The 14,126-nt window shown below is 53.3% G+C and carries 9 protein-coding genes; 6 read left to right on the top strand and 3 right to left on the bottom strand.

The genetic code is table 11. From position 1 onward, the window contains the following. The first annotated feature begins 408 nt into the window (after positions 1–408). Positions 409–1,068: a nitroreductase family protein gene (locus VMF88_11755; GenBank protein ID HTY11733.1), complete on the top strand. Its 660-nt coding sequence runs from the start codon at positions 409–411 to the stop codon at positions 1,066–1,068. A gap of 49 nt (positions 1,069–1,117) precedes the next feature. Here the strand turns inward: VMF88_11755 and VMF88_11750 are convergent, their stop codons facing one another. Together VMF88_11750 and pgi are read right to left on the bottom strand one after the other, a co-directional pair. After that, positions 1,118–4,243, bottom strand: a complete 3,126-nt coding sequence (locus VMF88_11750; GenBank protein ID HTY11732.1) for a hypothetical protein — start codon at positions 4,241–4,243, stop codon at positions 1,118–1,120. Positions 4,244–4,362: 119 nt separating this feature from the next. Beyond that, positions 4,363–5,997, bottom strand: coding sequence for a glucose-6-phosphate isomerase (gene pgi / locus VMF88_11745; GenBank protein HTY11731.1), 1,635 nt, complete (start codon positions 5,995–5,997; stop codon positions 4,363–4,365). Between the two features lie 495 nt (positions 5,998–6,492). On the opposite strand from pgi, the gene VMF88_11740 reads away from it, so the two are divergent. Next, positions 6,493–7,995 (top strand): T9SS type A sorting domain-containing protein, encoded by a 1,503-nt coding sequence (locus tag VMF88_11740; GenBank protein ID HTY11730.1) that lies wholly within the window; start codon positions 6,493–6,495, stop codon positions 7,993–7,995. Between the two features lie 88 nt (positions 7,996–8,083). On the opposite strand, the gene VMF88_11735 is transcribed toward VMF88_11740, so the two are convergent. Then, positions 8,084–8,587 (bottom strand): hypothetical protein, encoded by a 504-nt coding sequence (locus tag VMF88_11735; GenBank protein HTY11729.1) that lies wholly within the window; start codon positions 8,585–8,587, stop codon positions 8,084–8,086. 283 nt (positions 8,588–8,870) lie between these two features. On the opposite strand from VMF88_11735, the gene VMF88_11730 reads away from it, so the two are divergent. The 4 genes from VMF88_11730 to VMF88_11715 form a co-directional block, all read left to right on the top strand. Beyond that, complete coding sequence (locus VMF88_11730; GenBank protein ID HTY11728.1) at positions 8,871–9,938, top strand: T9SS type A sorting domain-containing protein; 1,068 nt, start codon at positions 8,871–8,873, stop codon at positions 9,936–9,938. A gap of 25 nt (positions 9,939–9,963) precedes the next feature. Further along, positions 9,964–12,390, top strand: coding sequence for a M1 family metallopeptidase (locus tag VMF88_11725; GenBank protein HTY11727.1), 2,427 nt, complete (start codon positions 9,964–9,966; stop codon positions 12,388–12,390). 318 nt (positions 12,391–12,708) lie between these two features. Next, positions 12,709–13,734 (top strand): LacI family DNA-binding transcriptional regulator, encoded by a 1,026-nt coding sequence (locus VMF88_11720; GenBank protein HTY11726.1) that lies wholly within the window; start codon positions 12,709–12,711, stop codon positions 13,732–13,734. A 163-nt stretch (positions 13,735–13,897) separates the two neighbouring features. After that, on the top strand, positions 13,898–14,126 hold a 229-nt coding region (locus tag VMF88_11715; GenBank protein HTY11725.1), incomplete at its 3' end, for a hypothetical protein.

Below are 14,126 nucleotides of genomic sequence, written 5' to 3'. Positions count from 1 at the left end.
GGGTTCCAATTTCGGTGCAAAAATTCCATATGATGATGTTCGAAAAACTTGTTCGCACCGAAATTGGCGGGGGTGCGGCTGGGATTGAATCCGCGCGTTACGATTTTCCCCGAAGGGATCCTTCGGACGAGAGATTTCTTTAGATCCTTTCTTTCTCGGAAAGAAAGGATCCCTATCAAACCAAATTGAGACACTACCGGATTCTGCATCCTCTTGACTTTTCCCCCTCTTTTTTCTAGAATGGGCCGGGAGAAAGGTCGCATTCATCGAATATTATTGTCCTCCTAAGAGGATTACACCGGCCCCTCGAAACTGCAAAAAATCTTCTCAGTCGTTGTTCACATCATATTTATTCCCCGGCTGGTTAATTCTCCCGACAAAATCATTCCACCATGAGACGAGACTATTATGGCGAATATAGAAAGATCCACTGAACCGGCGAGGCTGCTCCCTATCGGTCTACCGAAGCCGACCGCCGGCCGAAGCACTTCGGTCACCCGGGCGCTGCAGCTGCGAAAGACTACCCGCGAAATACAAGTGAAGAAACTTCCTGTCCAAGTGCTCTCAAACCTTCTTTGGGCGGCGTATGGGATCAACCGCAAGAAAGGACCGTTCAATACTCCCGGACGAACGGCGGCATCGGCGAGCAACTCTCAGGAGATCGACCTCTATGTTGCGATCCAGGACGGGATTTATTTTTTCGACGCCGAGCAGCACAGGCTGGTTCCTGCAGTTGCCGGAGATTTTCGCGCTCTTGCGATCGGTCCCGGGCAGGCAGAGTTCGTGGCAAAGGCGCCGGTCCAGCTTATCTACGTCGTCAATGTGGACAGGCTTGTTCACACGTCCGGGTTTCAGGAACCGGGACTGCTCGACCCGGAGGTTCAGAAGTCGTATTACTTCGTCGATACCGGCCTCATTGCCGGGAACGTTTACTTATTCGCCGCGGCGCAGGGGTTGGCATCGTGGTTCCATAACTGCAACAAGCCGGGCCTTGCGGCAAAACTGAACTTGCGTGCAGAACAAAGGGTCCTGTTCGGACAAACGATCGGGTATCCTAAAAGAGGATAAAGAGTCATCGGTGGATCAGGACGGCGCACCTCTGGCTATTTCCCCGCGGCTATTTTGTTGTGATTTGATCCCCGTCTGTCGCCGCAATGATTGTTCCGTCCGTGCGGTTTAGCAATACGAGCCGCGACCTTCCCGCCTCAACCGGTATGTCGATCGTGCGGCCGCCGAAGGAAACTTTCTTTTCGGCATTAACCGAAGACTCGTTCACGCACACGATGAACGCGGCGTTGTCCCCTTCCATTACTCCCGATTCTACGCGTTCGTTGGAGATATCTCCCCGTAACCCAGAATAGCTCAATACCGCATGAAGCAACGCCGTCAAGGGCTCCCGCTCAAGAGCGACGTCGAGCGGCAAAGGTTCATGCAGAATGTTTCCCTTCAACGTATCGACAAACGGTGCAAGGCTCTTCCGGATGCTCTCGCTTTTTCCAGCCCCGAAGGTCACCGTAGTGTTGGCCTGATTATGTTCATGCGTCCAATTGCTCTCTTCGTAATGGTTCACGGGCGCGCTGTTCTTTTCAAGCCCGAGCATCTGAAATTGGCCGGAGCGTTTTCCGTATTCATTACCCTCAACGGCTCCCATGAAAAGGATCTTCGTTCCGCGCTGCGACGCCCGGTAAAGCTGCGCGGCTGCTGAGTCGCAGACCGTTCCGCCGCTTGGGACGATCACCAATTGAACGCCGTCCAATCGCGGCTCGGACAAGCTGAATTCCGAGAGCATCGCCGGCACGATGCCGAAATCTTCGGCGAGCACGCGCACCGTTGTCTGCACTCCCGCCATCGCATCCCACGACCCGGTAAAAAGCCTGGAATCGGGGATCAGAAGCACGACCCGGTTTTTCTTGTAGTCCGAAAGGTACGGAGCCGCGCTCTTGAAAAAGGCCGCGAACCTTTCGAGCACGGTCGTCTCAATTTTCATCGTGCCGTCGGCGCGCGTCAAGCCAATGCCGACCTCGTTGTCCGACGCCATATACGCGTTGATGTTCCAGCACCATTCGACGGCTCCGGCGCCCCGTCCCTGAAACGCATAGGCAAATTTTCTCTCCAGAAGTTTTTCCGCGTCGACGGGGGAGCGCCACAGCTCGCCGTCGACATTCTCGGTCCGCATAATCCCCGTTTCGGAGATCAGGCTCGGCTTCTCCGGAATTTTTGTCGAGACGACATCCCACAGCATGTGATCGTTGAGCCACCAGGTATGCATGGAAGTGAAGTCGACGGAGGGATAATGAAACTGCTGCGATGACCGGTACGACATCGCCCCTTCATCCTGCCCGAGGGTGACCAGCGGATCTCCGCCGGCCGTATGAATCGCGTCGCGCAATTTTCCCGCCCATTCCGTCAGCACGTCCTGGGTGAACAGCTCGAAGTCGAGCCCCTTCCTCGGAAAACGTTCGTCACGGATGGGCTGGTACGAGAGGTCGTCGATCGACGGGAGTGAAGAGACGTCGCCGGTTCCGTCCCGCCAATCGTCCAGAATCTCAGGCAGATTATTCCCGTGACGGCGCAGAACCCATTCCTTCCATGCTTGCTTTTCAAATTCGTCCCCGATCGGATATTCCTTCCAGATTTTATCCGGCGGTGAGTAGGACGGTTCGTTGATCAGGTCATAATGAATCCATCCAACATCCTTATAGCGGGATGCGATCGTTGCGGCAAACGCCTTCTGCCATTCCAGGGCACGGGGGTCGAGGTACGGATTGACGCCGGTGTTCGCAGGAGGCAGAAAAGCGAAAAGGTTGAAGCAGAGGATAATATTGTGCTTCGCGGCAGTGAGGATGAGCGCATCCAGCGAGCGAAGGAATCCTTCATCCATCCGTCCGGGGTCGAGCATCGCGTTCTTCCATCCCGTCCAAAATCCCGTTCTGACAAAATTGATTCCGAGCTGCTCCATCCTGGAGAAATCTTTTTCCCAAAGATATGGATTGGGCTGCAGCAGATATTTTCTCCCCGCATCGGCCGCCATGTAACTCGTGCCGACAACCGGAAAAGGTTTGCCGTCCCTGAGCAGCCAATCCTTCGAGACCGAAAGGTGCGGCCCGGAGTTCATCAGTTTCCTGTCCATTACCCAGAAACCGGTCGATGCAGAGCGGGATTGAGATGAGCCATCCGCATTTTTTACCGCCACTCTGTAGAATCCGGGAGAGAGGGGTTCATTGGTGTTGAGCTGGATTTCTCCCGATAAAAATTCCGCCGTTCCGTTCAAAACGAAAAACGATTTGAAAACCGGTGAACCGGCAGGGTTGCTGACAACGATCGCTATCCGGGCAGAATTTTTATCCCCTTCGGCGGCATGTGGAAGAAATTGATTGACGCGAATGGCAGGAGTTTCATGCTCCTCGACGCATGAATGGACCGGTTGAGCTTCGAGGTACGATGCTCCTTCGAGCGCGCGTTCAACGCAAAAGGTGATCGCTGCCGGACTCAACTTCGCATCGGAAGGTTCGAGGATCCATCGTCCCCCTGCGCCGTTTCCGCGGAGCCGGTCGATCTCAAGAAGGGGACAAGCGACAGGAATATTTTCACCGTTGACGATCTGGACAAGCGGTTTGACGACCGCATCCCGCGGGCCGGCGCTCCCGATCTCATCGACGATCTCATTTTTCATCGTCAGCTTGAATGTCAATTCGAAAACTTTTGTCGGACGCTCAAAAGTACTCACGTCGAAGTCCGAGCCGTCCGGAGCAATCATGTGCGAACCGGCGCTGTAGAATATGGATGAGTTGAGTTCGATCGGATCTGCCGGTCCAATAGAGAGCATGTGAGCGTACGTCGATTGCGGAGTTCCGAGAACCCATTTTCCGTTTTGCTCCATCACGGGCTGATGAAAAGGAGATCCGCCGAGCACCACTAAATTTCCCCCCTGTGCAATAAAATTCCTGACCGTCTGCCATGCGTCGACAGGGAAGGCGCTGCCGTACGGGAGAACCAGGGTGCCGAATTTGTCGTTCGTGAGGTCTTTGTTAAGCGCCTGAGCGGTATTCAGGTATTCTACGGTAAAACCCCGGAGTGATTTTTTCAAGGCAGCCGGTTCGATGACCGGAGCGTCGACTGTGGGAAAATTGTCCGCAAGAAAGCAGGCAACGTTCTTTTCGGCGTTTCTGCCGGCGTATAACCCGGGCTGGATGAAAAAAAAGGCGAGGAATGCCAAGGAAAAAATGAAGGTATGTCTTGCCATAGGAATCTTTCTCCGGGAAAATACAGCGGGGTTAGAAGTCATTTCTTTCAATCTCATGCAATGGAGTTTTTTGCTTTATGTAGCATAAATTCAAAATGTTCACCCAGATCCCGCCAATGTCACCGTTCTTTGAGTTTTCTGTACCGCCGGATGAGTGCGTTCGTCGAACTATCATGTTTGAGTAGCGGCTCCGTTGTGCTCTCGAGCTCGGGGATGATCCGCTCGGCGAGAACTTTTCCTAACTGAACTCCCCATTGGTCGAATGAATCGACCTGCCAGATGACTCCTTGAGTGAACACGCACTGTTCGTACAGAGCAATAAGCTTGCCGAGCGCTGCGGGAGTCAGCCGGTCGATAAGGATCATGCTTGAAGGGCGATTCCCTTCGAATGTGCGATGAGGGACGAGCCATTCGGGCGTTCCTTCTGCGCGCACCTCATCGGATGTTTTTCCGAACGCGAGCGCTTCCGCCTGGGCGAAAACGTTCGCGGCAAGCAAATCGTGATGTCGTCCCAGCGGATGAAGGGCATCGGCAAAGAGAATAAAGTCGCACGGGATGAGCTTGGTTCCCTGGTGGATCAATTGATAAAAGGAATGCTGCCCGTTGGTCCCCGACTCTCCCCAATAAATTGCCCCGGTCTGATACTTGATCTCCGCGCCGTCGATCGTCACCCGTTTGCCGTTGCTTTCCATCGTCAGCTGTTGGAGGTATGCCGGGAATCGTTTGAGGTACTGTTCATACGGAAGCACCGCCGCGGTTTGTGCGCCGAAGAAATTGTTGTACCAGATCCCAAGCAAGGCCATGACGACCGGAATGTTCCGGTCGAAGGGGGCAGTGCGAAAATGTTCGTCCATCTGATGAAAGCCGTCGAGCATCGCGCGGAAATTGTCCGGGCCGATAGCGATCATCGTCGAAAGACCGATGGCCGAATCCATCGAATAGCGTCCGCCGACCCAATCCCAGAACTCGAACATGTTCGCCGTGTCGATGCCGAAGGCGGAAACTTCCTTCGCGTTCGTCGAAACGGCGACAAAATGCTTGGCGACGGCGGCCGGTTCGCTCAAAGCACTCAACATCCACGCGCGCGCGGTGTGGGCGTTCGTCATCGTCTCCTGCGTTGTAAAAGTTTTCGACGAAATGATGAACAATGTTTCATCGGCGTTGAGGCCCTGGACCGCTTCGGCGAAATCGGTCCCGTCGATGTTGGAGACAAAACGAAAGGTCAGGTTTCGCTGACTGTACTGCCGCAGTGCCTCGTAGGCCATGACCGGTCCGAGGTCGGACCCGCCGATGCCGACGTTGACGACGTTGCGGATCGGTTTGCCGGTGTAGCCCTTCCACTGGCCGCTGCGAACGCTGTTCGAAAATGCAGCCATTTTGTCGAGCACGGCATGGACATGGGGAACGACATTTTCGCCGTCGACGACGATCGCTGTTCCTTTCGGGGCCCGCAGAGCCGTGTGCAGAACCGCCCGCTTTTCGGTGGCGTTGATCTTTTCCCCGCGGAACATGGCGTCGATCCGCTCGCGCAAGCCCGATTCCTCTGCCAGCCGCACGAGCAGCGCAAGGGTTTCGCCGGTGATCCGGTGTTTCGAATAATCGAAATAGATCCCGGCAGCTTCGATAACCAACCGCTCGCCGCGTTTCGGGTCATCGGCGAAAAGTATGCGGAGACGGGAATCCTTCATCGTTGTATAATGTGCTTCGAGAGCACGCCAAGCAGAACGCTGAGTAAGTGGGGGAGGGGGAGTCATGATGCACCGTATGTGAATATTAGAAATTAAAGATGAATACGGAAAAATGGAAAGCTGCAATACTCTCTATAATATAAAAAGTTTTGAGTTGGCAAACATTTCTCTCTAGAAGCTATCTCAAAAATTGCTCATGACCTCATTCTGAAGGAACTCAGCCAGATCATTGTCATTCTGAACGGAGTCCCGCTATAGCGGGACGGAGTGAAGAATCTATGTCAATTCAGCTTTGAACTTCATCGCTGGTGCAGTGTTATGGATGGCATTTGCGTGCACATTCCGCGAGGAAACTTTTTTTGAGAGAGCTCCGACTAAATCGAGGATGAATATAGCAAGTTTACTTTGTATTTTATGTTGGATATCGGGTAGTATCACAGTCCCGCATTCGAGGCTTTTCGGACAGGGTTCTCTCGTTCCCAAACGAAGTTTGGGAACGAGAGGAGAAGTCCTCGGGCTGTAATACTGTCAAATATCGTTTTGCATGCAAATAGTATTTCTATGAAAAGATTTCTATTTTTGATTTTTCCTTTTTCATTTCTCATTGCTCAACAACCGTCCCGCCCCCTGGTGCTCGTTCATTACATGCCGTGGTTTCAGACCAAAGCGGTGCACGGGTACTGGGGCTGGCATTGGACGATGAATCATTTCAACCCGGACAGCATCGGCCAAAACGGAGAACGATCGATCGCGTCGCATTACTATCCACTGACGGGGCCGTATGATTCCGAAGATAAGAATATTTTAGAATATCAAACCCTGCTCATGAAAATTGCCGGGATCGACGGCGTCCTTGTCGATTGGTACGGGATGGATGATTATTTCGACTACGGAGTTCTGAACGAAAGCTCGCAGGCGCTTCTTACGGCTATTCAGCGTGCGGATCTGCTCTTCGGCATCGTCTACGAAGACCAGTCGGTGAAGCAGATCGTCAGCGGAGGATATGTTGAAGCGGGAAACGCGTTGAGCTACGGGAAAAAAGTGCTCGGCTATGCGGGGAATGTCTGGTTCGGCCAACCGTCCTATGTGAAGCTTGACAGCCGTCCGGTCCTCCTCGTCTTCGGACCTCAATATTTCACGACAAGCGCGGATTGGGACACGCTCTTTTCCGGACTGACGGTCTCGCCCCTCTTATTTACCCTCGACAATCGGCTGGCGCCTGCTGCGGCAGGAGCTTTTCCCTGGCCGCCGATGTGGAAATCCAACACATCGGGGGTGTTGACGCAGGATCTCCTCAACAGCTACCTCGATCAATATTACGCGCAGGCCGGTTCGTGGCAATATCTGGTGACGAGCGCGTTTCCCGGATTCTATGACATCTATAAAGAAGCGGGGGTCGGGGCGAGTTATGGCTATCTGGACCGGGACAGCGGGTTCACCTTCACGTCGACACTGCAGCAAGCGCTCGTCCATCATCCCAGCATCATTCAGATCGCGACATGGAATGATTATGGGGAGGGAACGATCGTCGAGCCGACGGTGGAATTCGGGTATCAATACCTGCAGACCATTCAAGCGAAGCGCGATTCGCTCGATGCTGAGTTTCAATTTCAGCCGGACGACCTCCAGTTGCCGCTGCGCGTCTATAATGCGCGGCTTCAGTTTTCGGGGAATGCGGCGGTGAACTCTGCATTGAACAGCGTGTACGGCTTCATCATCGCCTCGCAGCGGACGCAGGCGATTCAGTTAATGGATAGTCTGTCTTCGGCAACTTCAGTCGGCGCGGCCGCTGAAAATATTCCCCGCGCATACGCCCTTTATCAAAATTATCCGAATCCCTTCAATCCGAGCACATCGATTCGCTATCAACTCCCCCTTGAAGAGAATGTTGTGCTCGAAGTATTCAATACGCTCGGACAGCGGATTGCTCTGCTCGTCGATGAAGAAGAGAAGGCGGGAATGCATCAAGTGGATTGGCAGCCGGAGGTTTCGAGCGGCGTCTATTACTGTCGGTTGAGAGCAGGGAATTTTGTGGAAACGAAAAAACTGATGTTATTGAAGTAGGCCGGTCTCCCCCTTTAAACAGAATATCCATCCAGCGGATTTCTCTTTATGAAAATCCCGGATGGATGGATACTCTTTCTTCAACTCCTCAACGTCGGCGGAACCCGCCTCCCCATCCGCCCCGATACCCATAACCGCCGAAGTACGCCCCGTGAGAGATATAGAGCGGCCGGTAATAGTTGTACCCGAAATACAATGACGGATAGGACCAGTATGGGTAGTAACCGGGATACCAGTAATAATAGTACGGGTCATAGTAGTAATATCCGTTCTCCCCGCGGCGATTGTTTTCCGCATACGGCTGGTCGGAGAGGAGCATCGCGTTGATGACCCTGTCGCTTACTCCTGCGCTCTTCAGGTCGAGTACGTCCTGCGGCGTCAGCTGAAACCAGGAATGGGAGACCCCGAGCATCGTCACAATGAGACTATCGCTGACGCCCGCTTTTGTCAACGAGATGACATCCTGTTTTTTCATCATCGTCAGAGTGTCTGCTCCCTGATGCCGATGGTACATCGCATACCGCTGCGAGGTGCAGCCGGTGACGGCCAGAAACGCCGCCAGAACGGCGGCGGAGATCATTATTCGTTTCATAACTGCTTCGCTCCTTTTACCCCAAATATTTCCATACTATTGTTTGGACACACTATCTATTATTAGGATTAACGCTGCAAAGGCTGAAAGAAGTTTGCTGAACGACCTTCCGGCCGTTCCATTATCATTCAGCCTGAATTGACATTCGCCCGAAAAATAATTAGCATTTATGAGATGCTTTGACACGAGAAAAAGCCTCTCCGATGTGGGATAGATCGCCGGCCAATTGCACTGAGCACGGGTATCATTTCTCAGCGTATCATCATGTCAGAAAGGATCGATCATGAAAGCTCTGAATTGCGGTTGGTGTTTTCTCGCCGTGCTGGCGGTCGTTCTCTTCCATTCAGGTGTTGCGCAGATCACGATCCAGAAGCCGGATGTCCAGCAGTACTTCAAAGCCGGAGCGTCCCTCACCATCTATTCGGACACGAGCAGGACGGTAAACGTCGGCCCCTTGGGCGGTCCGAACGTCTATGATTTTTCTTCTCTGAAATTCCCCGATTCGATGCAGTTGACGATGTATTCGGTTTCGCAAATCCCCCAGCTGGCGTCGCGTTTTCCCGCGGCGGGCCTTGTTTGGGGAGCGTCAACCCAGAATATCAGCAGCAGCCCCCTTTTCCTTTTCACCGACACAAGTTTCATACAGCTTGCAAATGTGAGCGTCAACGCCGACAGTCAGGAGTATGACTACTTTATTCCAAACGAACTCACCTTAGATTTTCCCGCAGCCTACCAGGATACGTGGACAACTGTCGGAGAAGGTCTGGGTGTCGATTCGACGTTTGTGAACAACGCCGGGGTGCACGTCTCGACCGGGTGGAATCATGCCTCTACTTATACGATGGACGGATATGGTACGCTAAAGGTGATGGGGCATTCGTACCCCTGCCTGCGGAGGCGGGAAGTTGAACCGGGCACGTACACATATCAGGGGTTCAATTATTTTACAACGTCGGGTCTCATCGTGCTCGTAGGAAGCAATAAGGATCAGCCCGACACCGGAGTCGTATCCGCGCAACACGGAGGAATCAATGTCATCAAATTCAATTCGCCAGCATCGTCGGTCGCCGAGGGGACCGCGGCTCCAACGTCCATGTCCCTCTCGCAAAATTTTCCCAACCCATTCAACCCGTCAACCCGCATTGAATTTTCGCTCCCCACGTCGCAGCATGTCCTCCTGAAGATCTATGATGTGCTTGGCCGCGCCGTCGAAACGCTTGCCGACAGCCGGATGAGCGAAGGAACCCACAGCGTCGAGTGGGCCCCCGTCAATAAAGAGAGCGGTGTCTATTTTTACCGACTGCAGACCGACGGCGCAGCGACCGTCAAAAAACTCCTGTATCTCAAATAATTCATTTCGAACGGAACGTTTACCCATGAACAAAATTATTCTTCTAATTCTCGCCTCCGCGTCATGGTCGTTTTCACAATCGGTATTCCCCGTCAGCGATGCGAACGGGGAGGCCCGCAGCCGGACATACCATGTGGTTCATTACAGGATCGAAGTGTCCTTTGATGAATCGGCAAAAAAAGTGTTCGGGAAAACCACAACAACCCTCGTTCCGTTCACGACGGATTTCTCATCGTTTGATTTCGACGCGGAGAACATGAGCTTCAAAAGCGTGTCGCTCGGGAACAAGGCTCTTGCGTTCGACTCGCTCGAGAAAACGATCCGCATCCATCTCGACAAAGCATATTCGTACCGCGATACGCTGACGGTGTCGGTCGAATATTCCTGCATCCCTCAAAAGGGGCTGTATTTCATCCAGCCGGATTCGGCCTACCCGGATGAGCCGTGGCAGATCTGGTCCCAGGGGGAGGATATGGACAACCATTTCTGGTTTCCGTGCTGGGATTTCCCGAACGACAAGGCGACGTCCGAAGTCATCGGAACGGTGCGGGGCGCATATACCTTCCTTTCCAACGGGAAGCTTGTGGAGGTAAAGGAAGACAAGAAGGCAGGGACGAAAACATTCCACTGGAAGGAGGACAAACCGCACGCGTCGTACCTGATCATGATGGCGGCCGGGGACTACGCCGTCCTCACCGATCAGGCAGACGGAATTCCGCTCCAGTATTACGTTTACAAGAACCTGGTCGAGGACGCGAAGATATGCCTTTCGCACACGCCGAAGATGATGAAATTCTTCGACCAGAAGATCGGCTTCAGGTATGCGTGGGAGAAGTACGCGCAGGTGCAGATCGCCAATTTTATGTACGGCGGAATGGAGAATACTTCTGCCACGACAATGCTGGACAGGATTCTGGTCTATGACGCCCGCTCCCGCGTCGACCAGTCCCCGGTGAGTCTGATCGCGCACGAATTCGCGCACCAGTGGTGGGGAGACGTGGTGACGTGCAAAGACTGGAGGCACATCTGGCTTAACGAAGGATTTGCCAGCTACTTTGACCCGCTCTACATCGAGCATGCGTTCGGCGAGGACGAGTTCACCAACGACATGTACGGAGCGCAGCAGGGGGGGCTTTTTGCGGACAGGGTTCTTGGCCGGAAACCGATCGTGAGCGTCGGCTCCTACACGGCGAACGTGTACTCGCGCGGGGCGTCGGTACTGCATATGCTGAGGTTTGTCCTGGGGGACGAACTGTTCTGGAAAGCGATCCATCATTATATCGAAAGATATCAGTTCACGTCGGTCGAGACGAGCGACTTGAAAAAAGCGATCGAGGAATCGACGGGACAGAATCTGTATTGGTTCTTCGACCAATGGGTCTACAAAGCAGGCCATCCGGTGTTCGATGTTTCGTCCGTGTACAGCGATTCGCTCCGTTCTGTTTTGCTGTCCGTCAAACAAGTACAGACGATGGACAGCCTTACCGGGCTTTTTCAGACGCCGGTCGACGTCGAGATCGTCGGCGCGGAAGGGAGTTCGGTCCACCGGATCGATATTGTCAAGAAGGAATCGACGTACGTGATTCCGGCGGGGAAGAAGCCTATGCTTGTCTTGTTCGACAAGGGGGATAGGATCCTGAAAGAAGTGAATTACATCGGGCGGCCGATCGAAGAATGGCGGTACCAAGCGGAATTCGGGAGCGATGTGGTTGCTCGAAGAACCGCGATCGAACACCTTGCGAAGGGCGATACTTCGGGAGAAACAATTCCGCTGCTGACAAAAATTTCCCGGAACGATTCTTTTTGGGGAGTACGACAGGCGGCCGTCAACGGTCTCGGCGCGATTCACGCGACCACGGAGGAAAAAACCGAAGCGTTGATCGCGGCATTGTCCGATGCGAAATCGGCTGTGCGCGCTTCCGCCGCCGCGCAATTGGGAGCCATCCGCACCCCGAGGGTCTCGACCGTGCTTCACAAAGCGCTGGAGGATTCGAGCTATTCCGTGGAATCGGCTTCGCTCACTTCACTCGCAAAGGTCGATTCGTCAGACGCATTGCCGCTCGTGCGATCGTATTTGCACGTACGATCGTACGGCAATCAGGTGGCGAATGCTGCATTGAATGCGCTTGTCCGGCTCGACAGTGTTGATGGAGTCGATGCAGCGCTGCAGGATGTGCGGTACGGAGCGCTTAAGGAAGGGCGGGGATCGGCGATGGGCGTATTGCGGCAGTTCGGACGAAACCGGGAAGATGTAAGAAGAGAATGCATTGTTCTGTTAAAGGACAAGTCCAGGCAGCTAAAAACAAACGCCGTTGATTTTCTCGGAGATGTCGGCGGTGAAGCCGATCTTCCGGCCTTGCAGGAGCTGGCAAGCAACAAAGAGGATCCAGCCAGCAGTGCTGCAGAAAAAGCGATCGCCAAAATTAAAGAACGGCTTGCTAAGAAAATGTAACTGGCGGATCCTTCGAAATGTCGCGGGGGTATCGTGTGTTCATTCCTCCCTGATCGTCCTTTTGTCCCCCCTTAATTTGCTCTGAAAAATAGAGCGCACTTTCTAGGTTTAGGAAAGCGTGCATCGCACGTGCTAGTTTTCGGATAGCCGTTATGGGGAGTAAGGCCGTGCTGAGAAATTCTTTTCCAAAATAACGCTTGACATTAGAAAGTCTTTTGGCTAATATCGAAACGGTTCGATATCGCACACTTCAACACACAAAAAACCCTCTAATAGCTCAATTTTTACAGCTTTTTAATTTAAGCGCTCTACTATTCCATGCGGCGTAAGCCCACAATTCGAGATGTAGCCAAAAAAGCGGGACTCTCACTGTCCACGGTGTCGCTGGTCTTGAATAAAAAAGGGTATGTGAGCGAGACGACGAAGCAAAAAGTCCTCGGCATTATCAAGGAACTGGACTATCACCCTCAGCCGAGCGCGCGGGGACTGGCTTCAAGCCTGAGCGGCAATATCGGTTTCATCCTCACCGACGAGCATTTCTCCCAATCAGAACCTTTCTACACAAGAATTTTCCTCGGCTCCGAGCTTGAGGCGAGGAAGCACAACTATTATATCCTCCTCACCACCGTCGGGAGATCGGTGAAACAGTCTGACAACATTCCCCGATTTCTGTTCGACAATAACGTCGATGGGATCATCATTGCAGGAAAAATAGGAATGTCGTGGATCGAGTACATCAGGAAAAAAAATATTCCGCTGTTGTTGATAGATTTTGTCGCGCCGAACGTTTCGAGCGTGACCATCGACAACAAGGCAGGAGCCGATCTCGTCATGCAGCATCTGCTGCGGGGAAACCATACCAAGATCGGTTTCATCGGGGGCGATATTAGACATCCCAGCGTTCAGGAGCGGTACGTCCAGTACCGGAACATGCTGCTCAACGCGGGAATCGTTCCGGACAAACAGTGGGAGAACGTGACCCAGGAAAACACGACGATGGTCGACGGTTACGAAGCGGCACGGAAAATTTTCTCCCGCAACGATAACCGGCCGACGGCGATTTTCGCCGCCAACGATGCCATGGGAATCGGCTGCATGCGTTACCTGGCGGAAAAAGGGATCAAAGTTCCTGCAGACGTTGCCGTCGTCGGCTTCGACAACGTCGAGGCGGGGCTTCATGCCGATCCGCCGCTCACGACGGTGAACGTCCATCGCGAGGAAATGGGAAGCCTTGCGGTGCGGAGAATGGTCGAGATGATCAAGGATAAATCGGACGTTGTCACCAAGACGGTGACGCCCGTCGAACTCGTGCTCCGGGAATCGTGCGGCATCGCGCCGGATTGATGGGGCGAAAGAACGCGTCCCCCCGCGATTGCGGTCGCCGGGCTTTGCGCTACGCCGGGAGAGAAGTTGTTTTCGAAAATGGTTGCATCGTTCTATCGTTTCACCGATTGTTGTCATAATTCATTCTGTCTGCTGTATATTATTAACAAACAAGGAGGTATATATGGATCTGCGAAAAACAATGTTTTTGGTGGTCGCGGCCGTCATGCTGTTTAGTGTGGTCGCGATATCGCAGTCGTTCGACATCTATTCCATCGGCGGATTCGAAGGGGCGCTTCCGGCGTATTGGACGATGGGAAATCAGCCGACGAGCTCGACGTTGACGTGGGCAACGGACCAGTCGCGGTCGCTGGGTCACTCGCTGAAGATCACGAAGACAGCGACAAGCGACA

It is taken from the genome of Bacteroidota bacterium, from assembly GCA_035506275.1.
Lineage (GTDB): Bacteria > Bacteroidota > Ignavibacteria > UBA10030 > UBA8401 > JAGVPT01.
This window is presented reverse-complemented; position numbering and strand designations above follow the sequence as displayed.